Source organism: Streptomyces harbinensis (genome assembly GCF_900116145.1).
In the GTDB taxonomy this organism is placed as follows: domain Bacteria; phylum Actinomycetota; class Actinomycetes; order Streptomycetales; family Streptomycetaceae; genus Streptomyces; species Streptomyces carpaticus.
Window position 1 is genome coordinate 631,797 of record NZ_FPAB01000001.1, and the last position, 26,049, is coordinate 657,845.

24 protein-coding genes are annotated in these 26,049 nt (G+C 73.4%); 15 read left to right on the plus strand and 9 right to left on the minus strand.

From position 1 onward, the window contains the following. The first annotated feature begins 11 nt into the window (after positions 1-11). Entirely contained in the window at positions 12-743 is a 732-nt protein-coding gene (locus tag BM385_RS02845) for a class I SAM-dependent methyltransferase (RefSeq protein WP_019434236.1), read from the plus strand. An 80-nt stretch (positions 744-823) separates the two neighbouring features. Beyond that, on the plus strand, positions 824-2,065 hold the full coding sequence (locus BM385_RS02850) for a GTP-binding protein (RefSeq protein ID WP_093842067.1): 1,242 nt from the start codon (positions 824-826) through the stop codon (positions 2,063-2,065). A gap of 49 nt (positions 2,066-2,114) precedes the next feature. Here the strand turns inward: BM385_RS02850 and BM385_RS02855 are convergent, their stop codons facing one another. Beyond that, complete coding sequence (locus BM385_RS02855; protein WP_093842068.1) at positions 2,115-2,954, minus strand: class I SAM-dependent methyltransferase; 840 nt, start codon at positions 2,952-2,954, stop codon at positions 2,115-2,117. A 201-nt stretch (positions 2,955-3,155) separates the two neighbouring features. On the opposite strand from BM385_RS02855, the gene BM385_RS28140 reads away from it, so the two are divergent. The 11 genes from BM385_RS28140 to BM385_RS02910 all read left to right on the plus strand — a co-directional run bounded on the left by BM385_RS28140 (position 3,156) and on the right by BM385_RS02910 (position 15,368). Further along, the gene (locus BM385_RS28140; RefSeq protein WP_093842069.1) at positions 3,156-5,639 is read left to right on the plus strand and encodes a choice-of-anchor M domain-containing protein; all 2,484 of its coding nucleotides are present in this window, start codon (positions 3,156-3,158) and stop codon (positions 5,637-5,639) included. A gap of 140 nt (positions 5,640-5,779) precedes the next feature. Continuing rightward, entirely contained in the window at positions 5,780-7,447 is a 1,668-nt protein-coding gene (locus tag BM385_RS02865) for an anchored repeat ABC transporter, substrate-binding protein (RefSeq protein ID WP_093842070.1), read from the plus strand. 75 nt (positions 7,448-7,522) lie between these two features. After that, positions 7,523-8,581 carry a choice-of-anchor M domain-containing protein gene (locus tag BM385_RS02870; RefSeq protein WP_217650931.1) on the plus strand — a complete coding sequence of 353 codons (1,059 nt, stop codon included), beginning with the start codon at positions 7,523-7,525 and terminating at the stop codon, positions 8,579-8,581. Then, a complete protein-coding gene (locus BM385_RS02875) occupies positions 8,578-9,324 on the plus strand; it encodes an anchored repeat-type ABC transporter ATP-binding subunit (protein WP_093842071.1) in 747 nt (248 codons plus the stop codon). The genes BM385_RS02870 and BM385_RS02875 overlap by 4 nt, the downstream gene beginning before the upstream one ends. Beyond that, complete coding sequence (locus BM385_RS02880; RefSeq protein ID WP_019434230.1) at positions 9,324-10,211, plus strand: anchored repeat-type ABC transporter permease subunit; 888 nt, start codon at positions 9,324-9,326, stop codon at positions 10,209-10,211. Before BM385_RS02875 ends, BM385_RS02880 begins: the two co-directional genes overlap by 1 nt. Positions 10,212-10,248: 37 nt before the next feature. After that, the gene (locus tag BM385_RS02885; protein ID WP_254791423.1) at positions 10,249-10,749 is read left to right on the plus strand and encodes a Fur family transcriptional regulator; all 501 of its coding nucleotides are present in this window, start codon (positions 10,249-10,251) and stop codon (positions 10,747-10,749) included. A gap of 125 nt (positions 10,750-10,874) precedes the next feature. Continuing rightward, positions 10,875-11,951 (plus strand): ABC transporter substrate-binding protein, encoded by a 1,077-nt coding sequence (locus BM385_RS02890; protein WP_254791424.1) that lies wholly within the window; start codon positions 10,875-10,877, stop codon positions 11,949-11,951. Further along, complete coding sequence (locus tag BM385_RS02895) at positions 11,929-12,984, plus strand: FecCD family ABC transporter permease (RefSeq protein ID WP_093842074.1); 1,056 nt, start codon at positions 11,929-11,931, stop codon at positions 12,982-12,984. Before BM385_RS02890 ends, BM385_RS02895 begins: the two co-directional genes overlap by 23 nt. Beyond that, positions 12,981-13,748, plus strand: coding sequence for an ABC transporter ATP-binding protein (locus BM385_RS02900; protein WP_093842075.1), 768 nt, complete (start codon positions 12,981-12,983; stop codon positions 13,746-13,748). Before BM385_RS02895 ends, BM385_RS02900 begins: the two co-directional genes overlap by 4 nt. 104 nt (positions 13,749-13,852) lie before the next feature. After that, a complete protein-coding gene (locus BM385_RS02905; RefSeq protein WP_139275136.1) occupies positions 13,853-14,632 on the plus strand; it encodes a hypothetical protein in 780 nt (259 codons plus the stop codon). Positions 14,633-14,717: 85 nt separating this feature from the next. Beyond that, complete coding sequence (locus BM385_RS02910; RefSeq protein ID WP_246338046.1) at positions 14,718-15,368, plus strand: sigma-70 family RNA polymerase sigma factor; 651 nt, start codon at positions 14,718-14,720, stop codon at positions 15,366-15,368. Between the two features lie 69 nt (positions 15,369-15,437). On the opposite strand, the gene BM385_RS02915 is transcribed toward BM385_RS02910, so the two are convergent. The 5 genes from BM385_RS02915 to BM385_RS02935 form a co-directional block, all read right to left on the minus strand. Further along, complete coding sequence (locus BM385_RS02915) at positions 15,438-15,965, minus strand: copper chaperone PCu(A)C (protein WP_093842078.1); 528 nt, start codon at positions 15,963-15,965, stop codon at positions 15,438-15,440. Further along, positions 15,962-18,172 carry a heavy metal translocating P-type ATPase gene (locus BM385_RS02920; RefSeq protein WP_175542915.1) on the minus strand — a complete coding sequence of 737 codons (2,211 nt, stop codon included), beginning with the start codon at positions 18,170-18,172 and terminating at the stop codon, positions 15,962-15,964. The genes BM385_RS02915 and BM385_RS02920 overlap by 4 nt, the downstream gene beginning before the upstream one ends. A 41-nt stretch (positions 18,173-18,213) precedes the next feature. Continuing rightward, positions 18,214-18,399 (minus strand): hypothetical protein, encoded by a 186-nt coding sequence (locus BM385_RS02925; protein WP_093842080.1) that lies wholly within the window; start codon positions 18,397-18,399, stop codon positions 18,214-18,216. Between the two features lie 245 nt (positions 18,400-18,644). Beyond that, positions 18,645-19,487: a class I SAM-dependent methyltransferase gene (locus BM385_RS02930; RefSeq protein ID WP_093842081.1), complete on the minus strand. Its 843-nt coding sequence runs from the start codon at positions 19,485-19,487 to the stop codon at positions 18,645-18,647. A 116-nt stretch (positions 19,488-19,603) separates the two neighbouring features. After that, positions 19,604-20,215 carry a helix-turn-helix domain-containing protein gene (locus BM385_RS02935; RefSeq protein WP_217650932.1) on the minus strand — a complete coding sequence of 204 codons (612 nt, stop codon included), beginning with the start codon at positions 20,213-20,215 and terminating at the stop codon, positions 19,604-19,606. Positions 20,216-20,305: 90 nt separating this feature from the next. On the opposite strand from BM385_RS02935, the gene BM385_RS02940 reads away from it, so the two are divergent. After that, the gene (locus tag BM385_RS02940) at positions 20,306-21,316 is read left to right on the plus strand and encodes an NAD(P)/FAD-dependent oxidoreductase (protein WP_093842083.1); all 1,011 of its coding nucleotides are present in this window, start codon (positions 20,306-20,308) and stop codon (positions 21,314-21,316) included. A 164-nt stretch (positions 21,317-21,480) separates the two neighbouring features. Here the strand turns inward: BM385_RS02940 and BM385_RS02945 are convergent, their stop codons facing one another. Further along, a complete protein-coding gene (locus BM385_RS02945) occupies positions 21,481-22,284 on the minus strand; it encodes an SAM-dependent methyltransferase (RefSeq protein WP_026047494.1) in 804 nt (267 codons plus the stop codon). A 70-nt stretch (positions 22,285-22,354) separates the two neighbouring features. Next, positions 22,355-23,365 (minus strand): LacI family DNA-binding transcriptional regulator, encoded by a 1,011-nt coding sequence (locus BM385_RS02950; RefSeq protein WP_019434216.1) that lies wholly within the window; start codon positions 23,363-23,365, stop codon positions 22,355-22,357. 316 nt (positions 23,366-23,681) lie between these two features. On the opposite strand from BM385_RS02950, the gene BM385_RS02955 reads away from it, so the two are divergent. After that, a complete protein-coding gene (locus BM385_RS02955) occupies positions 23,682-24,662 on the plus strand; it encodes a glycoside hydrolase family 6 protein (RefSeq protein WP_019434215.1) in 981 nt (326 codons plus the stop codon). Positions 24,663-24,740: 78 nt separating this feature from the next. Here BM385_RS02955 and BM385_RS02960 read toward each other — a convergent pair whose 3' ends face one another. Next, positions 24,741-25,949, minus strand: coding sequence for an MFS transporter (locus BM385_RS02960; RefSeq protein WP_019434214.1), 1,209 nt, complete (start codon positions 25,947-25,949; stop codon positions 24,741-24,743). Between the last annotated feature and the right edge of the window lie 100 nt (positions 25,950-26,049).

Consider the following 26,049-nt stretch of genomic DNA (forward strand, 5'->3'; position numbering starts at 1 on the left):
AAGGACACCCCATGGTCGCCGACTACTACACGGCCTCCGCCGAGTTCTACGAGATGGTCGCCGCCCGGCATGTGCGCACCAGCGCCGGGCCGCTGAGAACGGCCCTGGCCGGGGTCGACACCGCGCACGGCCCCGTGGTGGAGATCGGGGCCGGGACCGGCCGGATCACGGAGGTGATCGCCGGGGCGCTGCCCGGGGTCCCCATCATCGCGGCCGAACCCTCCACGCCGATGCGCGCGATGCTCACCAGCCGGGTTTTCGGCGACCCGGATCTGCGGCGCCGGGTGACCGTGGTCGCGGACCCGGCTCAGCGGCTGCAGCTGCCCGCAAGGGTGAGCGCGGTGGTGATCTTCGGCGTCGTGGGGCATCTGACCCGGGACGAACGCCTGGCCCTGTGGCGGGAGCTGCGCGGCAGGCTGCCGGCCGGCGCCCCCGTCGTCGTCGAACTGATGGGCGCCGGGGCCACCCGTACCATCCCGCCCTTCCGCATGCTGCGCGAGACGATCGGCGAGCAGACGTACGAGTGGTGGACGGAGGCGGAACCGGTGAGCGGGGAGGTGATGCGCTGGCGCACCTCGTGGAAGGTCTTCCGGGACGGCCGTCAGGTGCGGAGCACCACGGACGCGTACACCTGGGAGAACCTGACGCTGGAACAGCTGGCGGCGGAGGCGGGCATGAGCAGCCGGATGATCAGCGCGGGCGGGGTGCCCGGCTCCCCCGAGATCGGTCTGCTCCACCCCTGACCCGCTTCCGCCCATCCGGTCCGCGGCGGAGTGTGCCACCATAGTGAAAACGATACCCATATTCATCTAAGGGAGAGCGGATGGGCGCGACGACGGGGCCGGGCACGGCAGGGGGCCGGCGGCTGCCGGTGACGGTGCTGTCGGGCTTTCTGGGGGCGGGCAAGACGACCCTGCTCAACCACGTGCTCGGCAACCGCGACGGCTTGCGCGTGGCCGTGATCGTCAACGACATGAGCGAGATCAACATCGACGCGGAGCTGGTGCGGGACGGCGGTGCGCTCTCCCGTACCGAGGAGCGCCTGGTCGAGATGACCAACGGCTGCATCTGCTGCACCCTGCGGGACGATCTGCTGGAGGAGGTGGACCGGCTGGCCCGCGCCGGCCGGTTCGACTACCTGCTGATCGAGTCCAGCGGCATCTCCGAGCCGATGCCGGTGGCCGCCACCTTCTCCTTCCCGCGCGACGACGGGGCGACGCTGGGTGATCTGGCCCGGCTGGACACCATGGTGACCGTGGTGGACGCGCTCAACTTCCTGCCCGAGCTGGCGGCCGGCGACGCCCTCAGCGACCGGGAGCTCGCGCCGTTCGAGGGGGACGACCGCACCGTCAGCGATCTGCTGGCCGACCAGATCGAGTTCGCCGATGTGCTCGTGCTGAACAAGACGGACCTGGTCGGCACGGCCGAGACCGAGCGGCTGGAAGCGGCCCTGCGCCGGCTCAACCCGGTGGCGAAGGTGGTGCGCACGGCACACGGCCGGGTGGACCCGGCCGAGATCCTGGGCACCGGACGGTTCGATCTGGCGAGGGCGCAGGAGTCGGCGGGCTGGCTGGCGGAGCTGAACGGGGACCACATCCCGGAGACCGAGGAGTACGGCATCTCCAGCCTGCTCTTCCGCGCGCAGCGGCCCTTCCGGCCGGAGCGGCTGTGGCGGCTGCTGACCGAGGACTTCGACAGCGGCGCCTTCGGTGACGTGCTCAGGTCCAAGGGCTTCTTCTGCCTGGCGACCCGCCCCGGGATCACCGGGCTGTGGTCGCAGGCCGGTTCGGTGGCGCGGTTCGAACCCTCGGGGGTGCGGTCGCCGGGGGACACCGATGCGGGCGGCCAGGAGCTGGTGTTCATCGGGACCGGCCTCGACAAGGACGCGCTGCGGGCGGCGCTGACGGCCTGTCTGCTCGACGACACCGAGTGGGCGGCGGGCCCGCGCGGATGGGCGGAGTACGACGATCCGTTCCCGGCCTGGGACGCGGACCACCTCCAGGACCACGACCACGACCACGGCGCCCCGGTGCCCGGCATCGTGATCGGGGTGGCCGCCTCATGAGAGCAGCCCGGCGCGGCGGGTTTGGCCCGCTGCGCGGGGCCGCACGGGGTCAGCGTTCGCCGGTGACCAGCAGCATGGAGTGCACCAGGTAGTAGCCGGGTTCGTCGAGCAGGTAGCGGTCGCTGCCCGGTGTCAGCAGCGCCTCGGCCAGTTCCAGCTCGCCGTCGTCCATCCCGGCCTCCCGCCCCTTCCCCCGGGCGGCATCCAGGAGTTCGGGCCACACCACCCGCTCCAGGTACGGCCGCGCCGTCGGGTCGTCGTCGACGGGGAAGGCGACACGCGGCAGGACGCGGACCCGGACGTTGCGCAGCCCGGCGGCCACCGCCCAGTGCACATGCCGCTCGTAGTGGGTCGGCCCGCCGCCCGGGATGCCCCAGTTCAGCTCGGAGGCAGTGCGCAGTTTCTGCTGGAGGCGGGAGTGTCCGGGGAGGAACTGCGCCTGGTAGTAATTGCTGCTGAAGAGCGCGAGCACCCCGCCCGGGGAGAGCGCGCCGGCCAGTGCCCCGACCGCTCCGGCCGGGTCGGCGAAGTTGCCCGGCCACACCACGTCGCTCGCCCAGATCGCGTCGAACCCCTCACCGGGTGCGGACGCCTCGGCCAGTGCCTCCAGCAGATCGCCTTCGCGGGTCTCCACCCGGGAGGCGACGCGGGACTCTTCGGCGTGCGCCCGCGCCAGGGCCAGGGCCTGCGGGTTGCGGTCGATGCCCAGCACCCGTGCCGCGGGGTCACCGGCCCGGGCCAGTGCCACCAGGCCCCCGCCGGCGCCGGTGCCGGCGTCCAGCAGCCGGGTGCGGCCGGCGAGTTCCAGGGCGCCCACCGCCTGTTCGACCGTCGGTGCCACGAACGCGCGGTTGGCCAGCAAGTACGCGGTGATCGTGCTGGGTTGCATGTCCCTCACCGTCGAATCCCCTTCCCTTAAACGAAAATGATTATCAGTATAGGCAGACCCCGATCCCGGATGGGCAGCGTGACGGAGGCCACTTCGATGCACCGTTGTTGGCAATGATTATCATTTGTAGGCTCCTCGCCGTGCCGCCCCTTCGCGGCACCCCATCGCTTCGTCACGCCGAGAGCAGGGAGAAGCCACGCCATGACCACACGATCGAGTCCGCGTCGCCGAAAGGCGGTCGCGGTCCTCGCGGCGGTGATGCTGGCGGCAGGTACGGCGACTGCTGCGCACGCAGCCGATCCACTGATCCTGGACCACGGCCACATCGACACCTTCCATGTCGCCGTCGAAGACGGGGAGCTGGTGCTCTCCCTGGCGGAGGACGTCACCGGCTCACACGTCCGGCACCAGCCCGAGGACGTCCTGCTGAGAGTGAAGGAGGAAGCCTGGACGGAGCAGATACCCAGTCAGTTCCCGGGCTCCCCGGAGGGTTACGTCCTCCCGCTGACCCAGGACCGGAATCTGATCTGGCCCGGCTGGGACACCAATGGTGTCGCGGGCAGCGGCTACACGGACGTGTCGATCGACATCACCGACGTCAACGGCCCCGGCGACATCCACCTCTACACCCTCACGGGCTTCGGCACCCCCACGTCCCTCCTCCAGGACGGCGGGTTCCAGCTCCCCGGCACCATCCGGGAAGCCCGCCCCGCGCACACCCACGCCCAGTGGACCTTCAGCGCCGCGGGTGAGTACACCCTCCAGGTACGGGCGACCGCCACCGACCCGGACACCGGGGCGACCCTCACCAGCAACCCGGGAACGTACGCCTTCTCCGTCGGCGACGGGGCGGCCGGACAGCCCCAGATCCCGTCCTCGCTGGCCATCCACGGCCTCGCGGACCACTACCACACCGGCGACACCGTCAGCCTGACCGCCGTTCCGGACGTGGCGACCGACCTCGACCACTACCACTGGTACACCCGGGACAACGCCTCCGACAGCTGGTCGGTCGTCCCCGGCCTGGGCGGGGCGGAGTTCACCGGCATCGCCGACCACGACGGCCGGCAGATCAAGGCCGCGCTCTTCGGGGACGATCACGCGGTGGTCGCCGAGTCGGAGCCGGTGACCGTGCACATCGACGACCACGGGGACGGCGAAGAACCAATCGGGACGGTGCTGACCGTCACCGGTGCGGAAGGCCACTTCCACCCCGGCGACACCGTCGAACTCACCGCCGTCCAGGAACCCGCGACCGACCTGGACCACTACCACTGGTTCACTCGCCCGGACGGCGCCGCCGCCTGGAGTCTGGCCGGCGACGCGGGCACCACCGACACCTACACCTTCACCGCGCTGGCCGACATCGACGGCTACCAGGTGCAGGCCCGCCTCTACGACGACCACCACGACACCGTCGCCACCTCCGAACCCGTCACCCTGCACATCCAGGACCACGGGGACGGCGAAGGCCCCGTCGACATGGTGCTGACCGTCACCGGTGCGGAAGGCCACTTCCACCCCGGCGACACCGTCGAACTCACCGCCGTCCAGGAACCCGCCACGGACCTGGACCACTACCACTGGTTCACCCGCCCCGACGCCGACGCCACCTGGAGCCTGGCCGGCGACGCGGGCACCACCGACACCTACACCTTCACCGCACAGGCCGACATCGACGGCTACCAGGTCCAGGCCCGCCTCTACGACGACCACCACGACACCGTCGCCACCTCCGAACCCGTCACCCTGCACATCCAGGACCACAGCGGGGACCACGGCACCGGGGGCGGCACCACCGGCACCGTGATCGGGAACACCTCCGAGCCGCGGCTGTGCCTGCCGCAGGAGCAGGAGGTGGAGCGGGAGGTCCCGGTCACCGAGGACTTCTCCCTGGTGCTCGACCACGGCCACATCGACCTCTTCAACGTCACCGCCGACGGCGGGTCGCTGACGCTCGACCTCAAGGAGGACGTGACGGGCAGCCACGAGCGGCACGCGCCGGGTGAGGTGCTGCTGCACGTCAAGCCCGAGGCGTACACCGACGCGATCCCCGAGGGTTACCCGGGCGCCCCGGCCGGGTACCTGCTGCCGCTGACCCAGAACCCGGATCTGATCTGGCCGGGCTGGGACACCAATGGCGTCGCGGGCAGCGGCTACACCGACGTGACCATCGACATCACCGCCGTCGACGGCCCCGGCGACGTGTACCTCTACACCACCTCCACCTTCGGCGCGGCGGTACCGGTCCTGGAGGGCGGTGGCTTCGAACTCCCCGGTTCCGTCCGGGAGCAGAGCCCGGCGCACACCCACGCCCAGTGGACGTTCTCCGAGCCGGGGCAGTACACCCTGACCGCCCGGGCGACCGCCACCGACCCGGCCGGCGGCGGCAGCATCACCAGCGGCGAGGAGACCTACACCTTCGCCGTCGACACGCTGCCCGAGGCAGCGGCCTCCGCGACCGGGACGATCACCGAGACCGTGGTCGTCGGCCGCACGGCGGACGGCGAGGAGTGCGACCTGCCCGGCGGAGCGGGCGGGGCGGGCGGTGACGGTGCCAACGGCGGCCTGGCCTCCACCGGCACCCCGTACGTCGCCGGGATCGCGGTGCTCGGCACCTCGCTGCTGGCCGGCGGCGCCGCCACCACCGCGCTGCGCCGGCGCTTCTTCGGCCCGGCCGTCTGATCCACCCACTCCCGCCCGGCGGCAGGCAGCACCGCCGGGCGGGCCGCCCGGGGCCCCGGCCCCGTACGGCCCGCCGCGCCCGCGTCCCGGCGCGGCGGGCACCGGGTACGTCCACCCCCGTCGAGAGGGACCAGCACACGATGACGCGCGAGGCCGATCCCCGTCCCCCGTCCGGTCCCACGCGCCCGGGCGCGGCTCCCGCGCCGCCCGCCGTCACCGGCCGCGGACCGGCGCGGCACCGCCGGACGGCGGCGGTCCTCGCCGCCGGCCTCGCGCTGACGGCGGCCGGCTGCGACATCGCACCGGCGCCCTACGACGACGGACGGGTCCGGGTGGTCACCACGACGGGCATCCTGGCCGATCTGGCCGCCGAGGTCGGCAGCGACTTCGTCGAGGTGCACGCGCTGGTGCCGGACGGCGCGGACCCGCACAGCCACGAGCCGACGCTGCGCGATGTGCGGGAGATCGTCTACGCGGACCTGGCCTTCACCAACTACATGCTGCTGGAGGAGCAGAGCCTGGTCCGTGCCATCGACGCCAACCTGCCGGCCGGCGTACCGAATGTCTCGCTGGCCGAGTCGGCGGGAAAGTACGCGGCGGAGATCATCCCGCTGGTCGAGAACGTCAACCTGGACACCATCTGGCTGGGCCTGCGGGTGCGCGGAACGGGCGCCGGGTACGGCGCGGACCGCACCTCCGAAGTCCGGCTGAAGGCCACCGGGGTGGAAGGCCCGGGCGAGCTGATCGGCTACGTCACCGAGACCTTCGGCGCGCCCACGGTCTTCTTCGACTCCTCCGACGGCTTCGACGCGGACAACGGCTACCGGGACGACACCGCCACCCTGCCCCCGGACGCGCACACCCATATGAGCTGGGCGTTCACCGAGCCGGGCGTCTACCGGCTGGACCTGAGCGCGGAACTGGCCGTCTCCGGGCAGAGCCGCCCGGTCGAACTGGCGGGCGGCACCGTCACCTTCGCGGTGGGGGTGAACGCGCACACCGTCTTCCCCGAGTCGGCCGGCGCGACCGTGCTGGACTCGGGGCACGCCGACATCACCGTCGATCTCGGGGAGGACCCCGGCAGCGAGCCGGCCCTCCACCTCTACGCGGACCCGCACGGCGGCGGGGACGCGACCCAGGAGGTGTACGACCCGGCCCGCACCGTCGTCGAGGTGCCCAACAAGGCGCTCACCGACATCCCCGGTGACCCGCGTTTCCGTTTCCTCGGGCGCGGTGGCGACAGCATCCACCAGCTGCCGCAGGCCGTGCTCGGCCGCCATGTGCACGGTGAGATCGACCCGCATCTGTGGCAGAACGTCCGCAACGCCATGGCGTACGTGAAGATCATGCGGGACGAACTGATGGCCGCCGACCCGGCCAACGCCGCCCACTACCGCTCCAACGCCGCCCGGTATCTGGGGGAGCTGGACGAGCTGGACGCGTACGTGGCCGACACCCTCGCCCGGATTCCCGCGTCCCGGCGCCACCTGGTCACGACCCATGACGCATTCGGCTATCTGGCCGATGCCTACGGGCTGTCCGTCGCCGGTTTCGTCACCCCCAACCCCGGGTCCGAGCCGAGCATGGCGGACCGCCGCAAACTCACCGAGACCATCGCCAACCTCGGCATCCCGGCGGTCTTCCTGGAACCCAACCTCGCGGCCCGCTCCAGCACCCTGACCCAGGTCGCGCGGGAACAGGGCGTCGAGGTCTGCCCGATCCACGGCGACGCGCTCGGCCCCGGCAACGACTCGTATCTGGACATGATGCGCGCCAACGCGGACTCGCTGTACGCCTGCCTCGGCTGACCTCGCCCCCGGGCCCCCTCCCCCGTTCCTTCCGGACCATCCGAACCCATCCACCCACCCAGGGAAGTACACCCCATGCCACTGACAGCTCTTCCCGGCATCCCGCGCCCCGGGCAGCCGCTTCGCCGTCCGCGCCGGTGGGCGGGGCTCGCGCTGTTCCTGGTACCGCTGCTGCTCGTCCCCGGCGTCGCCCGGGCGGACGAACCGGCCGATCCCGTCGATCCGGGCGGCCCCGACGGCTTGGAGCAGAGGGTCGATCCGGACGAGGAGAACGTCGGGGGCGAGGCCGTCCTCAGCACCGGCCATGTGGACCTCGGACCCCGGTTCATCGACGGCGTCTGGCGCATCCAGGGCCGGGACGACTCCCAGGTCCCGCCGGTGTGGCGGCTGCTGACGGACGTGGTGACCGAGGTGTCCGAGGAGGCCAGGCAACCGGTCCCCGACGACGAGCAGTTCGCGTTCCTGGGCGCCGCACCCGGCGCGGACGTGTACGTCATCCCGCAGACCCAGGCGCCCGGCGTCATCTGGCTGGGCTGGAACACCCAGGACCCGGAGGTCATGAACCGGGTCGACCGGGGTGTCACGCTGTCCATGCTGGGCGCCGAGGGCCCCGGGCACTTCTCGGTCTTCCTCCAGGACGGGGCGTTCGGCCCGCCCGACGTGCTGTGGGACGGCTCCGAAGCGGACCGGCAGGACCTGTGGGTGGACGTCAACACGCACACGCACGCCAACTGGGTCTTCACCGAGCCCGGGGTCTATGTGATCGACATCGAGATGTCCGCCGACCTGATCACCGGCGAACGGGTCAGCGACCGGGCGGCGCTGCGGTTCGCCGTCGGCGGGGAGACCGACGTGAGCGAGGCGTTCGCGGCCCGTGCGCTGCCCGAACAGCCCGCCGTGCCGCAGGACGGCGACGGCGCCCCGGCGGAATCCGGCGCCGGGGACCCGGCGGAGCCCGGGGACGACGACGCCGGGCAGCCGGGCCGGGGCGCGCTGAGCGTGCCGCTGGCCGTGGCGGGCGGCGCCGTCGTCCTGCTGCTGGCGGCCGTCGCCCTGGTCACGGTGCGGGGCCGGCGTGCCCGGCGGCTCGCCGCGCTCCCGGAGTCCGGCGAGCGCGGGGACGGTGCCCGGTGAAGGCCCTGTCCGTCGAGGAGCTGACCGTGGAACTCGGCGGCCGTGACGTCCTCCAGCGGGTGTCGCTGGACGTCGAGGCCAAGGACTTCCTCGGCCTCGTCGGCCCGAACGGCGCCGGCAAGACCACCCTGCTGCGCTCGGCCCTGGGGCTGGTGCGGGTCTCCTCGGGCCGGGTGACGGTGGAGGGCAGGCCGGTGCGCCTGGCCCGGGACCGGGTCGGCTACGTCCCGCAACGCCACGAGTTCGCCTGGGACTTCCCCATCAGCGTGGCGGACGCCGTGCTCTCCGGCCGCACCCGGCGCGTCGGCTGGCTGCGGCGGCCGGGCGTGGCGGACCACCGGGCGGTGAACGAAGCCCTGGAGCGGGTGGCGATGTCCGGGCTGCGCGACCGGCCGGTGGGACAGCTCTCCGGCGGCCAGCGGCAGCGGGTCCTGGTGGCGCGGGCGCTGGCGCTGCGCCCCTCCGTGCTGCTGCTGGACGAGCCGTTCACCGGACTCGACGTCCCCACCCAGGAGTTGCTGACGGATCTGTTCGTCCGGCTGAGCCGGGAGGAGGGGCAGGCGGTGGTGATGACCACCCACGATCTGCTGGCCGCGATGCACACCTGCACCCGGCTGTGCCTGATCAACCGGACCGTGGTGGCGGCCGGGACGCCCGGCGAGCTGCGGGATGCCGCGCTGTGGCAGCGGGCTTTCGGCATCCGCGACGGTTCGCCGCTGCTGCGCGCCCTGGAGGTGGACTGATGCTCTCCCCCGCCGAGTTCGTCGCCGATCTGTTCAATCCGGCGCTGTCCTTCCTGCCGAAGGCGCTCTTCGTGGCGCTGATGTCGTCCGTGGTGTGCGGGATCATCGGCTGCTACGTGGTCCTGCGCGGCATGGCGTTCATCGGGGACGCGGTGGCCCACGCCGTCTTCCCCGGTCTCGCGGTCGCTTTCGTCGTCCAGGGCAATCTGGTGATCGGCGGCGCCACGGCCGGGGTGCTCACGGCGGTGGCGGTCGCGGTGTTCGCCCAGAACAGGCGGCTGCGCGAGGACAGCGTGATCGGGGTGTTCTTCGTCGCCGCCTTCGCGCTGGGCATTGTCGTCATCAGCCGCGCGCCGGGCTATTCGGGGTCGCTCCAGCAGTTCCTGTTCGGGTCGATCACGGGTATCCCGGACGAGGACCTCTATGTCGTGGCGGGGTCCTCCGCCGTACTGCTCACGGTGCTGTTCCTGCTCCACAAGGAGTTGGTCGCCGTCACGCTCGACCGCGAGACGGCGCGCGCGGCCGGGCTGCCGGTCTTCGCGCTGGATCTGGCGCTGTACGTGATGGTGTCCGTGGCCGTCGTCATCTCGGTGCAGACGATCGGCAACATCCTGGTGCTGGCGCTGCTGGTGACCCCGGCGGCCTCGGCGCGGCTGCTCACCGACCGGCTGCCGGTCATGATGGCGCTGGCCCCGGCGATCGGCGGTTTCTCGGCCACCGTCGGCCTGTATCTCTCCTGGAGTCTCGACCTGCCCACCGGCGGCACGATCGTGCTGGTCGCCACGGCCGTCTTCCTGCTGGCCTGGGGGCTGGCCCCGCGGCACGGTCTGGTGGCCCGGTTCACCGCGCGCCGCCGCCCCCGTACCGCCGCGACGCCCGACCCTTAATGGACATGGAAACCATCCCCATTTACAGTGCCGTTGCATGGCACGTTCGATCGAACGAGGTGAACCCCTGGTGGGCCGCCGGAAGCGTGAGCGCACCCCACCGGACGCCCCCGGCCCGCGGCCGGCCCGCCGCCGGGAGGCGGTCAGCCGGCTCCTGACCGGCTGCGGCGAGTTCGTCTCGGCACGGCAACTGCACGCCCTCGCGGTGCTCCAGGAGGTCGATGTCAGCCTGACCACGGTGTACCGCGCGCTCAACGAACTGGAGGAACAGGGCTGCGCCGACGTCGTCCTGGACGGCAACGGCGAACGCCTCTACCGGCCGCGAACGGCGGGCGAGCACCGCCACTACCTGCTGTGCCGCGACTGCGGCGTCAGCCGCGTCCTCGACGCGGCCGTCGTGGAGACCTGGACCGAACGGGTGGGCGAGGAGACGGGGTTCGCCGCCCTGGAACACCTGGTCCAGCTCTCCGGCATCTGCGGCCCCTGCCAGTCCACCGACCCGGCCGGCCGGGCGCCCGGGGCCACGGCCGGGGAGTGAGGCGAGACCGGCCGGACCACCGAACGGGGACGCGCGGACCGCCGCCGCCCGCCCGGCACCGCGCTCGCGCGCGGTACCCCGCACATCGGGGGAACTTCCGCGCCCGCGCTCCCGACGATTCACCCATGAGATTCCGTACGATGCCGCCGGCCGCCGCCGGGTGCCTGCTGGCGCTCACCGCCGCGTGTTCCACCGGCACCACCGAACCGGGCACGGCCACGGCTCCCCCGGCCCAGGGCCCCGGGGCGCGCACGTCCTATCCGCTGACCATCGACAACTGCGGCCGGGAGATCACCTTCCAGGAACCCCCCAGCCGTGTCCTGCTGCTCAACGGCACCTCCGTGGCCGAGGTGGAGAGCCTCATCGCCCTCGGTGTCGAGGACCGGATCCTCGCCAACGGCCAGTCCTACGGGGTGTCCGACGACCCCGGGATGGTCGAGCGGATAGCGGCGCTCCCCACCGGGGACCTGAGCCTGAACGAGAACTTCGAGGTCCCCCGCGAGCAGGTCCTCGCCCTCCAGCCCGATCTCGTCATCTCCACCTGGGCCGGCGGCTTCGATGCCGCGACGGGCTCGGCCACCCGCGACCAGCTCGCCGCCGCCGGCATCAACAGCCTCGTCACCCCGGTCAACTGCGCCTACGGTGACCCGGCGGCCCGGCCCGAGGACCAGCGGCGCCACGACGCGCAGTCGGTGGAGTCCTCCTTCGAGCTGCTGTACACCCTCGGCGAGATCTTCGACGTGTCCGACCGCGCGGCCGGCCAGGTGGAGCGGGCACGCGCCGAACTGGCGGAAATCGCCGAGGCGGTGGCGGGAAGCGATCCGGTCAGCGTTCTGGCCGTCTATCCCGGCATGGCGATGATGAACAACAACGGACTGCCCGCCGTCTTCGCCGGGGGCATCTCCGACGACATCGTCGCACGCGCCGGCGCCGTCAACGCCTTCGCGGGCAGCACCGGCCCCGAACTGGCCGACATCAACGCCGAGGCGCTCGCCACCGCTGACGTCGACGTGCTGGTCATCGGCCTCTTCACGGCGGACGAGGACGCCGAGGCGTACGCCCGCGACCTGTTCGAGCGCTTCCCCGCCTGGGAAGCCTCCCGCACCGGCACGTACACCACCGTCTCCGACAGCTTCTACCTCGGCCCGCTGAACGCCCTCGCCGTCGCCAGGATCGCCGATGCCGCGCACAGCCTCCCGTAGCCCTCACCTGATATCGGGCCGCCGCTATCCGCCGGCAGTCGCCGTACTGGCGGGTGCGCTGCTGCTCTCCATCGCGGTGGCGATCTCGGTGGGCACCGTGCACGTCCCGGTCGGTCAGGTCCTCGACGTACTCCTCACGAACCTGACCGGCGGCGGCCGGGAACCGGATCCGCTCACCCAGCAGATCGTCTGGGACTTCCGCACGCCGCGCGTGCTGCTGGCGGCGCTCGCCGGGGCCGGGCTCAGCCTGGCCGGGGTGTGCCTCCAGGCGCTGGTGCGCAACCCCCTCGCGGACCCGTACGTGTTCGGGGTGTCCGCCGGGGCCTCGCTCGGCGCGGTCCTCGCCATGACCACGGGCGTCACCGCCGTGGCCGGACTCGGCGTGACGGGGGCCGCCTTCGCGGGTTCGCTGCTGAGCCTGCTCGTGGTGTTCGCGCTGGCCCAGCACAGCGGGCGGCTGCTGGGCTCCAGCCTGATCCTGGCCGGCGTGGCGATCGCCTACCTCGGCAACGCCGTCACCGGCTACCTCCAGCTCCAGGCCAACCCCTCCGAACTGCGCGCCGTGATGTTCTGGCTCCTGGGCTCCGTGGCGGGCGCCTCCTGGCCGGACCTCGCCATCCCGGCGGTGGCCGCCGCCGTCTGCACGGTCGTCCTGCTGACCCGGGCGCGCCCCATGAACGCCCTGGCCACCGGCGACGACACCGCCGCCGGACTCGGGGTCGGCGTCCAGCGGCTGCGGGTGCTGCTGCTGGTGGCCTCCTCGCTGCTGACCGCCGTCATCGTCAGCGTCGCGGGCGGGATCGGCTTCGTCGGCCTGGTGGTGCCGCACGCCGTACGGCTCCTCGTCGGACCCGACCACCGGAAGGTCATCCCCGTCTCGCTGCTGCTCGGAGCCGTCTTCCTGGTGCTCGTGGACCTGCTCACCCGCACCCTGGACCGGCCCAACGAGATCCCCATCGGCATCGTCACCGCCCTCCTCGGGGCCCCCTTCTTCCTCGCGCTGCTCCGCGGCCGGAAGCGGGTACTGCGATGAGAGTCGACATCCACGGCCTGACCGTGCGGATCGAGGACCGCGCCCTCCTCGGCGACGTGTCCCTGACCGCCGAACCCGGCACCGTCACCGGCCTGATCGGCCCCAACGGCTCCGGCAAGAGCACCCTGCTGCGCTGCGTCTACCGCGCGCTGCGGCCCACCGGCGGGCGGGTCCTGATCGACGACGACGAAGTGTGGAAGCTGTCCTCCCGGGTCGCCGGGCGGCGTACGGCGGTGGTCACCCAGGACCACGACCTGGACAACGGCTTCTCGGTGGCGGAGATCGTGGCCATGGGGCGGCTGCCCCACAAGCGGTTCCTGGAACGTGACAGCGCCTCGGACCACGACACCGTCCGCGCCTGTCTGGCCAGGGTCGGCATGGAGTGGGCCGCCGGCCGGGTGTTCGCCGGGCTGTCCGGCGGCGAGCGGCAACGCGTCCTGCTCGCCCGCGCGCTGACGCAGCGGACACCGGTGCTGCTGCTGGACGAGCCGACCAACCACCTGGACATCGGCTCCCAGCTGGAACTGCTGGAACTCGTCCGCGCACTGGACCTCACCGTCGTGGTCGCGATCCACGACCTGGGGCACGCGGTGGCCTACTGCGACCGGTTGGTCCTCCTGCACGAGGGACGGCTGCGCGCCGCCGGTACGCCCGAGGAGGTGCTGACGCCGGCGACCGTGGCCGAGGTGTTCGGCGTCCGCAGCGCCATCGTCCCGCACCCGCTGACCGGCCGGCCCCACCTGGTGACCGCGCCCGCCGGTTAGAGAGGACGGCACCGAGATGCGGTCGCACCACCCGAGCCGGCACCACGGCATGCGACGGGACCGGCGGATCCGGCCGTCCGCGCCGGTGAGAGCATGAGCGCACCATGCGATTGGACGGAGCGGTGCGCGGCATCAGGGCGGCGGTGTTCGCCGGTGTCTGCGTCGTCCTCGCCCTGGTCGGTCACGTGCACGCCTCGGGTGCGCCCGTACCACCGCCCGTCGCGATGGCCGCCTTCGCGGCCGTCGCCCTCGGCGCCTGGCTGTGCGCCGGTACGGACCGGCGGCCCGTCACCGTCACGCTCGCGGCCCTCGGCACCCAGGCCGGTCTGCACCTGGCCTTCTCCGCCGGGCAGCGGGCCGGCACGCCCCCGGACGGGGCGTCCGGGGCGTCGGCTGTGCAGGATCTCGCGCGCGCCCTGCTGTGCGGTGACGGCCCGTGGACACCGCTGTCCCCCGACCGGGCGGCGGAGCTGATCACGGCCGCGGGTCTCACCGTGCCGGGGCACGATCACGCCGGTCCGGCCCACCACGCGGCGCAGGCGGGCGCGCACCTCGCCCACGGTGCCGGGGAGCACCACTCCGCCGGCATGCTCCTGGCCCACCTCGGCGCCGCACTGCTGTCGGGCCTGTGGCTGGCGTGCGGCGAACGGGCGACCTGCGCGGTGCTGGGGCTGCTCGGCCTGTGGCTGGTCGCGCCGCTGTGGCTGGCCCGGCTGTGGTCGGCGCCCGTCCCGCAGCAGCCCGGGCCCGCGTGCGTGCCCTCGGCGGACGTTCCGGTGCTGCGGGCACGCCTGTTGCTGCACACGATGATCTCGCGGGGGCCGCCCCGCCGGCGGGCTGTCGTCCGACGACAGCGGGGAAGCGCGACGCGGACCGCGTCGTGAGGCCGGGCCGCGCCGCGGTCCGGTGAGCACCCGGACGACCGGCGTACCGGTCGTCTCCTCTCTCATCCGTGACGAGGTCATTTCCATGATCACCCCTGCCCTGACCAGTGAGCCGTCAGGACCGTACCCCCAGGGCGGACCCACCGGCGCGGCACTCGGGACGCCCGAGCCCGGCCCGGCGACCGACGACCGGACCCGGCTGGCACTGACCGCCGCCCGCTCCGGAGCACCGGAGGACATCGCCCGCTTCGTGACGGCCTTCGCGGCGGACGTCACCCGCTACCTCGCGTTCCTGCATCCGGACACCGACGCCGTGGAGGATCTGGCGCAGGAGACGATGCTGCGCGCGATCGTGGCGCTGCGACGGTTCGAGGGCCGGTCCTCGGCCCGCACCTGGCTGTTCTCGATCGCCCGGCGCACCGTGGTGGACAGTGTCCGCCGCGCCTCGGCGCGGCCCAGGCTCGCCGACGGCGAGGACTGGGAGCGGCAGGCCGAGGTCCGTCAGGCACCCGGGGCCCAGGCCGTCCACGGCCTCGACGAGGCGGTGGCGCTGCGCGCCCTGCTCGGCACCCTCACCGCGGAACGCCGGCAGGCGTTCCTCGCCACCCAGGTGTGGGGCCTGTCCTACGAGCACTGCGCCTCGCTCAGCGGGTGCGCGGTGGGCACCGTACGGTCCCGGGTCTCCCGGGCCCGCGCCGATCTGGTGCGGACGCTGCGCGACGCCGAGCGGGTCTGACCGCCGGCGCCGTCCCGGGGCGCGTGGGAGGCGGTGGTACCGCGTCGCGCGCGCCCCGGAGACGGGATGTCAGCTGCCGGGCGGCACGACCACGGCGGTGACGGGGATCTCGCCGGCCTGCCGGAAGCGCAGGACGAAGTCGATCCGTTCCCCTTCGGCGAGCGGACGGTCCGGGGAGAGCATCACATTGGGGGTGAAGGGGCTCATCTCCAGGGTGGCGCCCGCCGGTACGGTGACCCGGGGGATCATCACCATCCGTCCGGCGCCCGTGGTCAGTTCCCGGTCGGAGAACATCGTCCGGCCCCTCTCCGTACGGACCTCCAGAAGCTGGTCGTCCGACCCGCCGGTGTTCACGAGGTCGAAGAAGACGCCGGTGGTGTCCTGGGTGTCGAGGACGGGCAGGAACACCCGGCCCTCGCCGGCCTCGATCGCGGCGGGGGTGCCCGCCCGGCCGGTCCCGGCCCACAGGCTCAGGCAGGCCAGCGTCAGCAGCCCGGCCGCGACCGGTGCGAGGGCCGCCCGGAACGCGCCCGGCAGGCGGGCCGGGCCCGGCCGCCGCGGTGCGGCGGTGCTGTCCTCGGTGGGGCGGGGGCTCATCCGATGCTCCTCGGGCCGTTGCGGTGGGGGCGGGGCGGGGCGGGCGTCCAGGCCCGCAGCCGCAGGCTGTTGAGGACGACGAGGAGCGAGCTGAGCGACATCGCCGCCGCGGCGACCATCGGGTTGAGCCGGCCGGTGGCGGCCGTCGGGATCAACAGCGCGTTGTAGGCGAACGCCCAGACGAGGTTGGCGCGGATGGTGGCCAGGGTGCGGCGGGCCAGCGCGGCGGCGTCGGCGAGCGCCGCCAGATCGCGGCGGACCAGGGTGATGTCGGCGGCGCCGATCGCGGCGTCCGTGCCGCTGCCCATGGCGATCCCCAGGTCGGCGGAGGCGAGCGCGATGGTGTCGTTCACCCCGTCGCCGACGACCGCCACCCGCCGGCCCCGGGCGCGGAGGCCGGCCACCAGGCGTGCCTTGTCCTCGGGGGTCAGCCGCGCGTGCACCTCCGCGATGCGGAGTTCGGCGGCCACGGCACGCGCCGTTCCGGGGACGTCTCCCGTCGCGAGAACGGGCCGGATGCCCAGCCGCCGGAGCCGGTCCACCGCGCGGTAGGCGCCACCGCGCACGGCGTCGCCGATCCCGGCCACCGCCTCCGGCCTGCCGTCCACGACGATGAGGACCGGGGTCAGCGCCCCGGCCTCCGCCCGGGACACCGCTTCCGTCAGTTCCGCGGGCAGTCCGGCCAGGGCGGACGCCGCACACACCTCCACCTTCCGCCCCTCGACCCGCGCGGTCACACCCCTGCCGGGGACGGCGGTGAACTCCTCCGCCGCGGGCAGGTCCTCCCCGCCTCGGGTGGCGTGGGCGACCAGGGCCCGGCCGAGCGGGTGTTCCGCGGGCTTCTCCGCGGCGGCGGCCAGCCGCAGCACCTCCGCCTCCCCGATGCCGCCCTCCCGCACCACGCACCGGGCGACCGTCATCCGGCCGGTGGTCAGCGTCCCGGTCTTGTCGAGGACGACGGTGTCGATCCGCCGCAGCGCCTCCAGGGCGCGCGGCCCCGAGATCAGCACGCCCAGCCGCGCCCCGCGCCCGGTGGCCGCCAGCAACGCGGTGGGCGTGGCCAGTCCCAGCGCGCACGGACACGCGACGACCAGGACGGCGACCGCCGCCGTGAGCGCGGCCTGCGGATCGGCGCCGGCCCCGGTCCAGAAGCCGAGCACCGTCACCGCGACGGCGAGCACGGCTGGCACGAAGCCCCCGGCCACCCGGTCGGCCACCCGCTGGACGCGTGCCTTGCCGGCCTGGGCGTCGGCCACCAGCCGGGCGATACGGGCCAGTTGGGTCTCGCTGCCGACCGCCGTCGCCCGGACCCGTACCGTGCCGCCGCTGTTCACGGCGCCGCCGAGCACGGGCGACCCGGGGGCCACCTCGACCGGCTTGCTCTCGCCGGTCATCAGGGAGGTGTCCAGCGCCGACCGGCCGTGGACGACGACTCCGTCGCCGGCGACGCGTTCGCCCGGGCGGACCACGAACACCTGCCCCACGGCGAGTTCGGCGAGGGGCGCGGTGCGCTCGGTGCCGTCCGCCGCCCGGAGCGTCACCTCGGCCGGAGCCAGGCCGGCCAGGGCCCGCAGCGCGGCGCCCGTCCCGGCCTTCGCGCGGCGTTCGAGTGCCCGGCCCAGCAGCACGAACAGCGGCACCGCGACGGCCGCCTCCAGATAGATGTGGGCGACGCCGTCGGAGGCCGACGGCAGAAAGCTGAACGGCATCCGCATGCCCGGCTCCCCGGCGCCGCCGAAGAACAGGGCGTAGGCCGACCACAGGAAGGAGGCCGTCACGCCCAGGGAGACGAGGGTGTCCATCGACGCGGAGGAGTGCCGCAGCCCGCGTACCGCCGCCGCGTGGAAGGGATGCGCGCTCCACACCACGACCGGCGCGGCCAGCACGAAGCACAGCCACTGCCAGTGGGTGAACTGCCAGGCCGGCACCATCGACAGCGCGATGACCGGAAGGGAGAGCACGGCGGTCACGGCGAGCCGGTGCCGCTCGGCGGGCCCCTCGGTCGGAGTCTCCTTCGGCGCGGGTTCCTCGCCGACCGCGGTGGCCGGGTACCCGGCGCTCTCCACCTGGCGTACGAGATCCTCGGCGCCGGTCTCCCGCGGGTGCGTCACCCGGGCGATGCCGGTGGCCAGGTTCACCGTCGCGTGCACGTCCGCGAGTTCCGCCAGCCGCTTCTCGACCCGGCGCACGCAGGCCGCGCAGGTCATGCCGCTCACCCGCAGATCGGTCGTCACCGTGGTCCGCACCCTCACCGGCCCGCCCCGTGGCCGTGGCCGCCGCCCTCGCCGACGGTGGCCGGGTCGCCGGCGCCGGGGTGCATGCCGGGTGCGACGGGGCCGAGGTGGGAGCCGGTGGCGTGGGCCACGGCGAAGAGCGCGAGGAGCAGCGCGACGAAGCCGGCGGCGGGCGCGCGGCGGTTGATGAGCTGGTTCATGGACGGTCTCCGGAACGGGGTCGGGGGTCGCCGGCAGCGGTGCCGGAGGGGCGGCGGGGCCATCCCTCCGGCATCCGGCCGCGCGGCGCTACGTGGGTCGGACCGTGCCCCCGCCCGGTTCCCGGCCGTCACCCATCGGGGCGCGTACGCCGTCCCGGGGCCGCCGCGAACCGGCGGACGAAGGCGTAGCGCGTCGACGCGATGGCGCCGTCGCGACCCCTCCGTCCCGCCCCCGCCGTCGGGGGTCAGGACCGGCGGGCCGCCCAGACGGTGCGTGTGGTGCGGACGGCGAGGTCGTCGCGGCGCAGGATGCTGTGCGGGCTGTCGGGGTCGAGCAGTTCGTCGAGTGCGGCGAGGTCGGCGGCGTCGAGGGCCGGCGCGGCGGCGGCGCGGATGCGCTGGAGGCCGGCCCGGGCGTAGCGGCCGACGGCGTCGCCGCGGGCGCCTTCGATGTGGACGGTGAGGGTGCGCTCGTCCTCGACGGTGAAACCGGCGGCGGACAGCAGGGGTCCCCAGTCGGCGCCGCGGTGCGGGACGTGCTCGGCGTGGAAGGCGTCGGTCGCCCGGTGGCAGCGTTCTTCGAGTCCCGGCCGGTGTGCGGGGGCGTCGGCGGGCAGGAAGCGCGGGAAGCCGTCCAGTTCGACCACGGCGAACAGGCCGCCCGGGGCGAGCAGGTCGTGCACGGTGCTCAGGGCGCGGGCTGGGTCGGCCATGTGGTGCATCGCGGCCGAGGCCCACACCAGGTCCGGGGTGCCGAGATCGGGCCAGTCGGCGGCGTCGAGGTCGGCCGCGACGGTGTGCACGCGCTCCGCCGCCCCACGGGCGTGCGCCTTGTCGCGCAAGCGTTCGAGGTGTGCGGCCGAGTTGTCGACGGCGGTGAGGTGCGCCTCGGGGAAGCGGTCGAGGAGTGCGAAGGTGCCCATTCCCGTGCCGCAGCCCAGATCCACGATGCGGCGGGGGGTTGCGGTGATCGGCAGCCAGGCGGTGATGGAGGCGATGTGCTCGGCGAGCACCTCGGCGTCCAGGTCGAGGATCTCCGCCAGGCCGCCGTTGTCGTCGTGCGGGGTGTGCTGATGCGTTGGGGTCATGGCACCGACCGTACGGGCATCATGCACCGGAAGCATGATGTCTTGCGCAGTACGCAAGAAGAAGGCCCTTCCCCCGGCCCCGCGGGCAAGAGCGACCGGCCCCCGCCCCCGTCCCGTCACCCGCCCCGAGCGCCCTCGGCACCCCCGGCACCCTCGCTCCCCTCGGCGGTCTCGCGCTGGTGGCCGCGCCGGGCGTCGCGGTCGAAGATGCCCAGGATCTCGCACGGCCCGCCCTCGGCGCCGATCGCGTGCGGCATCATGGTCGGGAACTCGGCGGCCTGGTTGGTCTCGACGCGGAACCGGCGGTTGCCGAGCATGAGCACGGCGGTGCCGGACAGCACCACCAGCCATTCGTGGCCCGGATGGGCCCGCATCCGGGCGGGATTGTCGGGCGGCGGATCGGTCAGCCGCTGCCGCATCACGCTCATCCCGGGGTCACCCTTGACGGGCCAGCGCAGCAGACCGTGGGCGCTGTCGATCGTCGGGCTGATGACCACATCGTCGGCGGCGTTCTCCACCAGCTGGTCCAGGGTGGTGTCCAGGGCCCGGGCGAGGGTGACGAGCTGGTCCAGGGCGAGGCGGCGCCGGCCGTTCTCGATGCGGCTGAGCGAGGACTGGCTGAGATGGGCGCGGGCGGCCAGTTCTTCCAGGGACCAGCCCTGGGCGAGCCGCAGGGCGCGGATCCGTTTGCGTACGAGGCCGTCCAGCTGCCCATCTTCTTGCGTCATGCGCAACATCGTATGCGTTTCGCACAACACCGCCTACCGTCGGGTCCAGGCGGTCCCGGCCACGGGACCACGACGACGAAAGGGCGCACCATGACCGAACCGGCTTCCCCCGACCGGAGCGACGGACTGCCCACCAAAACCGTGGACGCGGTGGTGATCGGCGGCGGCGCCGCCGGGCTGAACGGGGCCCTCATGCTCGCCCGCTCCCGCCGCTCGGTCGTCGTGATCGACAGCGGCACCCCGCGCAACGCACCGGCCGACGCCATGCACGGCTTCATCGTCCTGGACGGCACCCCGCCCGGGGAGATCCTCGAACGGGGACGGCGACAGGTACGCCACTACGGTGGCCGGATCGTCACCGGCGAGGTGGTCTCGGCCGCACCGTCCACGCCGTCCGCCCAGGGCGACCCGCGGTTCACCATCGGCCTGGCGGACGGCCGTACGCTGACCGCGCGCCGGGTGCTGGTGGCCACCGGGCTGCGGGACGAACTGCCCGACGTGCCCGGCCTGGCGCGGCACTGGGGGCACAGCGTGGTGCACTGCCCCTACTGCCACGGCTGGGAGGTACGCGACGAGCCGGTCGGCGTTCTCGCCACCGGGCCCGCCTCGGTCCACCACGCCTGGCTGTTCCGCCAGCTGACCGACGATCTGGTCTACTTCGCGCGCGGCACCGAGCTGGACGCGGACACCCGCGCCCGGTTCGCCGCCCGTGGCATCCGCGTCGTGGAGACCCCGGTGCGGGAGGTCGTCGACGACCGGAGCGGCGCCCTGGCGGGCGTGCGCCTGACGGACGGCAGTGTGGTGGAACGGCGGGTCCTGGCCGTCGTCACCCGGGCCAGGGCCCGTACCGAGGGGCTGGAGGGCTTGCGGCTGCCGGTGGAGGAACTGCCCGACGCCATGGGGAGCCGCTTCGTCTCCGCCCTGGCCGGTAGCACCGAGGTCCCCGGCGTCTGGGTGGCCGGGAACGCCACCGACCCGACGGCGCAGGTCGGCGCCGCCGCCGCGGCCGGCGCGCTGGCCGGCGCCCGCATCAACGCCGCGCTGGCCACCGCGGACACCGACGCGGCCCTCGCGGCGGCCCAGGAGCCGCCCACCCCCTGACCGCGCGGCCGTTCACCCCCTCCGCCCCCCAGGGCGCGGACGACACCGCCGCGCCGACCGACCACCGCGGGATCGGCCGCCGCCCGGCGCCGCCGGAAACGCCGGCGGCACAGACCCAGGGCACGGCGGTGCCAGATTTTCCGGACACCCCGCGACGAGCGGGTTCAGGGAAGGCGGCCGACTCCTCCGATGCCGACGCTGGCGCTGACGTCCGCGTCGGCCCCGGCGAGGTCCGGGCGCCACAGCGGGATGCGGACGATGCCGGGTTCGACGATCTCCAGGCCGTCGAAGTACCCGGCGATCTGCTCGGGGGTGCGCAGGATGTAGGGGACGGCTCCGGTGCGGTTGTACTGGTCCTGGGCCGCCGCGCGCTCCGGGTCGGTGTCGGGCGCGTCGTGCAGCGAGAGGTAGCTGCCGGAGGGCAGGCCCTTCAGCAGGCGGCGCACGATGGAACGGGCCTCGTCGTAGTCGGTGACATGTCCGAGGATGCCGCTGAGGATGAGCCCCACCGGGCGGGAGAGGTCCAGGAGTCCGGCGGCCGACGCGATGATCGACTCGGGGTCGGCGAGGTCCGCGTCGATGTACCGGGTCGCGCCCTGGGGCGTCGAGGTGAGCAGGGCCTGGGCGTGCAGCAGCACCAGCGGGTCGTTGTCGACGTAGACGATGCGGGATTCGGGCGCTTCGCGCTGGGCCACCTGGTGCGTGTTGTCCACGGTCGGCAGCCCGGTGCCGACGTCCAGGAACTGCCGTACCCCCGCTTCACCGGCCAGATAGCGGATCGTCCGGACCAGGAAATACCGGCCGGCCCGCGCGTCGACGTCAATGCCGGGAGACGCCTGCCGGAACGCGTCGCCCGCGACCCGGTCGACCTCGTAGTTGTCCTTGCCGCCCAGCCAGTAGTTCCAGATCCGGGCCGAGTGGGGCACCGTCGTGTCGATCCGCGAAGGGCCGCCGCTGTGCGCTGTCATCGTGGTCTCCATCCCGCGCTGTGGCTGTCACCGGCACCCTAACGGCGCGGTCACACCGGGGAGTTGACCTTTACGTGCTGGCGCGCGTGACCAGTTCGGTGGGCAGGATCAGGGAGCTGGGCTCCTCGCCGGCGACGAGCCGTACGAGCAGACGCGCCATCTCGCGGCCCAGGGCCTCGATCGGCTGGTGGACCGTGGTCAGCGGTGGTTCGGTGATCTTCGCGATGTCCAGGTCGTCGAACCCCACGACCGCGACGTCACCGGGGACCGTCCGGCCCGCCTCCCGCAGCGCGCGCAGCGCGTCGGCGGCCATGTTGTCGTTCGCGGCGAAGACCCCGTCGAGGTCCGGATGCCGCTCCAGCAGTCCGGTCATGGCGGCGGCGCCGGTGGGCCGGGCGAAGGTGCCGTACTCCGGGGGCAGCGGCTCAAGACCGGCCAGGATCATGGCCTCCCGGTAGCCGCGGTGCCGTGCCCGGCTCACCTGGCTGTCCAGCGGCCCGCAGATCATCACCACCCGGCTCCGCCCCCGGCCGATCAGGTGCTCCGTGGCCCGGCGCGCGCCGCCGACGTTGTCGACGTCCACGTACCACGGCGGCTCGTACCCCACGGGGCGCCCGCCGAAGACCACGGGCAGCTCCGTCCCGCCCGCGATGTGCAGCACGGGGTCGTTCTCCCGCACCGCCATCAGCAGGACGCCGTCGACGCCGCGGGCGCGGAGCAGTTCCTCCAGGCGCCGCCTGCTGCGGTCGGAGGCCGCCAGACAGAGCATCAGATGCAGTCCGGCTTCCTCCAGGGCGGCGGAGGCGCCGACGATCACCCGGGCGAAGAACGGGTCAGCGAAGATCGACGGGGTCTCCCCCGAGATCACCAGGGCCGCCGCGTTCCGCCGGCTGGTCGCCAGGGCCCGCGCGGTGGTGTCCGGTACGTAGTCGAGTTCCCTGATGGCGCGCTGGACGGCCTCGCGCTTGTCGCGCCGGACGTGCGGCGCGTTGTTGAGCACCCGGGAGGCCGCCGAACGGGAGACGCCGGCCCGCTCGGCCACCTCGTCGAGCGTGGGCTTGCGGCGCGGCGCGTCTGCCATGGATCCCGGAGCCTCTCCGCTGTGCCGAGGCAGCGCGCCCAGAACTGGGAGCGCTTCCAATTCATGGCTCCCAAGTCTCCCACCAGACCCGGATCGACGGTAGCCCGGCGACAGCCCTTGACAGGTCTCAACAGCGCACACACCATACCGAGCGAGCTACCTCGGGAGCGCGCTCCGGTTCTGGGAGCGCTTCCAATCACACCGCGGCACGTCCCGACGCGCCACCCGGGTACGGACGCCGCAGCCCGGTGCGTCACCCCGGCTCCGGACGAGAGCCGGGTGGCGCCTCCAGCCCTCCACAAAGCGAGGTACATCCGTGCGCAAGCTCCTCCGCGGGGCCGTGGCAGCCCTCTTCGCCCTGCCGCTCTTCCTCACGTCCTCGCCGGCCGCGCAGGCGGCACCGGCACCGGCGGCCGACCCGCTCGCCATGACCGACGGCTTCTACGTGGACCCCGACTCCAGCCCCGCCGCCTGGGCAGCCGCCAACCCCGGTGACGGCCGGGCCGCCGCGATCCGGGACTCCATCGCCCGCACCCCGATGGCCCGCTGGTTCGGTTCCTGGAGCGGCGACATCCGTTCCGCCGTCAACTCCTACACCGGCGCGGCCCAGTCGGCCAACAAGCTGCCGATCCTCGTCGCGTACAACATGTACGGCCGCGACGCCTGCGGCGGACACTCGGGCGGCGGCGCGCCGTCCCCGTCCGCGTACGGGAGCTGGGTGTCCGAGTTCGCCCGCGGGGTGGGCAACCGTCCCGCCGTCATCGTGCTGGAACCCGACGCGCTCGGCGACTACAGCTGCATGTCCCAGGGCCAGATCGTCGAGCGGCAGAACATGCTCATCAACGCCCTCACCCAGTTCCGCTCCACCGCCCCGAACGCCTGGGTCTACCTCGACGGCGGCAACGCCGGCTGGATCGACGCCTCGACCATGGCCGACCGGCTCAACTCCTCGGGGCTGAACCTGGCGCGGGGCTTCTCCCTCAACGTCTCGAACTTCTACCGCACCGACGAGTCCTCCTCCTACGGCAACAGCGTCAACCAGATACTGGGCCAGCGGTACGGCTACACCAAGCCGTTCGTCGTGGACACCAGCCGCAACGGCAACGGCTCCAACGGCGAGTGGTGCAACCCGGCCGGCCGCAAGATCGGCACGCCCTCCCAGCAGGGCGGCGGCGCCGAGATGTTGCTGTGGATCAAGACCCCGGGCGAGTCCGACGGCAACTGCGGCGTCGGATCGGGCTCCACGGCGGGCCAGTTCCTGCCGGAGGTCGCCTACCGGATGGTCTACGGCTACTGACGCCTCACCCGGCCGCCCCGGCTCCGGAGCCCCTCGCCCGGAGCCGGGGCCGGCCCGGGGTACGGAGGGTGCCGCGGGTCAGCGGACCGGAGAGGGGACGACTCCGGTGTCCGAGAACGCTGTCCGCCGGGCAGCGAAGGTGAGGGCCCAGGTGACGGTCAGCGCCCCGGCGATCATGACGACCCGCCCGGCACCGTCCCCCAGCTCGCCCGCCGGACCGGCGGCCAGCACAGCGAACGGGCCGAGCAGAGCGGTGGCCCACTGCCAGGCACCGGCCACCCGCACCCGCAGTTCCTCGGGGGCCGCCCGGTCCAGAGCGCTCATGGCCACCGGGGCGATCAAGCCACCCCCCAGGCCCGCCACGACCAGAGCCGCGCCGACAGCCACCGGACTCGGCGCGGCGAGAACCGCGCCCATACCGGCCAAAATCAGTGTTTGCGCGCCCACCAGTACCGGGGCACCGCCGAACCGCCCGGCGAGGCGTCCGGTGACCAGCCCGCCGCCGAGCAGCCCGACCCCGAAGGCAGTCACCAGCGGTCCCAGCAGCCGCGGTTCCCCGGCCACGTCGGCCACGTAGACGGGCAGCAGGACCAGGGTGACGATTCTGACGACGGCGTTCACCAGGCACGACGACAGAGCGAGCAGGCGCAGGCCCGGCCGCCGGACAAGCCAGTCGAGCCCGCTCCGCCAGTTCTTGGCGACCTGGGCGGACCGGGCGGGTGCGCTGCGTACCGGGCCGACATTTCCGGCCAGCACGAGCAGCAGCGCCGAGCAGCCGAACGTCGCGGCGTCGACCGCGATCAGTCCGGCGGCGGTCGTGAACGGCAGGAGAACGGCCGCGAGCACCGGTCCGGCGAGCAGCGTCAGCCGCTGCGCGGAGAAGAACGCGCCGTTGGCCGACTCGGCGCTCCAGCCGGATCGCCCGGCCGCGCCCGCCAGCAGCAGCCGGCAGGCATAGGCGGAGGTCAGCCCGCAGAAACCGGCCATGAACAGGAGGACGAACATGACGGGGAACGGCAACCCGACGGTGGTGTGGAGCACCGGGATGGCGACGGTGCACAGCGCGGCCAGAGTGTCGGCGAGGATGCAGAAGCGGCGTACTCCGAGCCGGTCGGCGAGGCTGCCCATCACCATACCGGCGAACAAGAGGGGCAGGGTGGCCGCGAATGCCGTGTAGGCGGCCTGGGCAGCGTCTCCGGTGGTGTCGATGACGTACCAAGGCACCGCGATCGCACACATCTGGGTGCCGAGCTGGGAGATCAGTGTCGAGCCGAGTACGCACCACAAGGGGCGGCGTGTGGCAGTCGGCCTGGACAAAGTACCCCCGCGTGCCGTGGGTTGCTTGGCGGTAGTGTACGCAATCCGTTCAACGCCCCAGGTGAGCAGC

Coding starts and splice junctions, on each gene's coding strand:
- BM385_RS02845 (WP_019434236.1), top strand. CDS start 12: ATGGTCGCCGACTACTACACGGCCTCCGCCGAGTTCTACGAGATGGTC.
- BM385_RS02850 (WP_093842067.1), top strand. CDS start 824: ATGGGCGCGACGACGGGGCCGGGCACGGCAGGGGGCCGGCGGCTGCCG.
- BM385_RS02855 (WP_093842068.1), bottom strand. CDS start 2,954: ATGCAACCCAGCACGATCACCGCGTACTTGCTGGCCAACCGCGCGTTC.
- BM385_RS28140 (WP_093842069.1), top strand. CDS start 3,156: ATGACCACACGATCGAGTCCGCGTCGCCGAAAGGCGGTCGCGGTCCTC.
- BM385_RS02865 (WP_093842070.1), top strand. CDS start 5,780: ATGACGCGCGAGGCCGATCCCCGTCCCCCGTCCGGTCCCACGCGCCCG.
- BM385_RS02870 (WP_217650931.1), top strand. CDS start 7,523: ATGCCACTGACAGCTCTTCCCGGCATCCCGCGCCCCGGGCAGCCGCTT.
- BM385_RS02880 (WP_019434230.1), top strand. CDS start 9,324: ATGCTCTCCCCCGCCGAGTTCGTCGCCGATCTGTTCAATCCGGCGCTG.
- BM385_RS02885 (WP_254791423.1), top strand. CDS start 10,249: ATGGCACGTTCGATCGAACGAGGTGAACCCCTGGTGGGCCGCCGGAAG.
- BM385_RS02890 (WP_254791424.1), top strand. CDS start 10,875: ATGAGATTCCGTACGATGCCGCCGGCCGCCGCCGGGTGCCTGCTGGCG.
- BM385_RS02895 (WP_093842074.1), top strand. CDS start 11,929: ATGCCGCGCACAGCCTCCCGTAGCCCTCACCTGATATCGGGCCGCCGC.
- BM385_RS02900 (WP_093842075.1), top strand. CDS start 12,981: ATGAGAGTCGACATCCACGGCCTGACCGTGCGGATCGAGGACCGCGCC.
- BM385_RS02905 (WP_139275136.1), top strand. CDS start 13,853: ATGCGATTGGACGGAGCGGTGCGCGGCATCAGGGCGGCGGTGTTCGCC.
- BM385_RS02910 (WP_246338046.1), top strand. CDS start 14,718: ATGATCACCCCTGCCCTGACCAGTGAGCCGTCAGGACCGTACCCCCAG.
- BM385_RS02915 (WP_093842078.1), bottom strand. CDS start 15,965: ATGAGCCCCCGCCCCACCGAGGACAGCACCGCCGCACCGCGGCGGCCG.
- BM385_RS02920 (WP_175542915.1), bottom strand. CDS start 18,172: ATGACCTGCGCGGCCTGCGTGCGCCGGGTCGAGAAGCGGCTGGCGGAA.
- BM385_RS02925 (WP_093842080.1), bottom strand. CDS start 18,399: ATGAACCAGCTCATCAACCGCCGCGCGCCCGCCGCCGGCTTCGTCGCG.
- BM385_RS02930 (WP_093842081.1), bottom strand. CDS start 19,487: ATGACCCCAACGCATCAGCACACCCCGCACGACGACAACGGCGGCCTG.
- BM385_RS02935 (WP_217650932.1), bottom strand. CDS start 20,215: ATGACGCAAGAAGATGGGCAGCTGGACGGCCTCGTACGCAAACGGATC.
- BM385_RS02940 (WP_093842083.1), top strand. CDS start 20,306: ATGACCGAACCGGCTTCCCCCGACCGGAGCGACGGACTGCCCACCAAA.
- BM385_RS02945 (WP_026047494.1), bottom strand. CDS start 22,284: ATGACAGCGCACAGCGGCGGCCCTTCGCGGATCGACACGACGGTGCCC.
- BM385_RS02950 (WP_019434216.1), bottom strand. CDS start 23,365: ATGGCAGACGCGCCGCGCCGCAAGCCCACGCTCGACGAGGTGGCCGAG.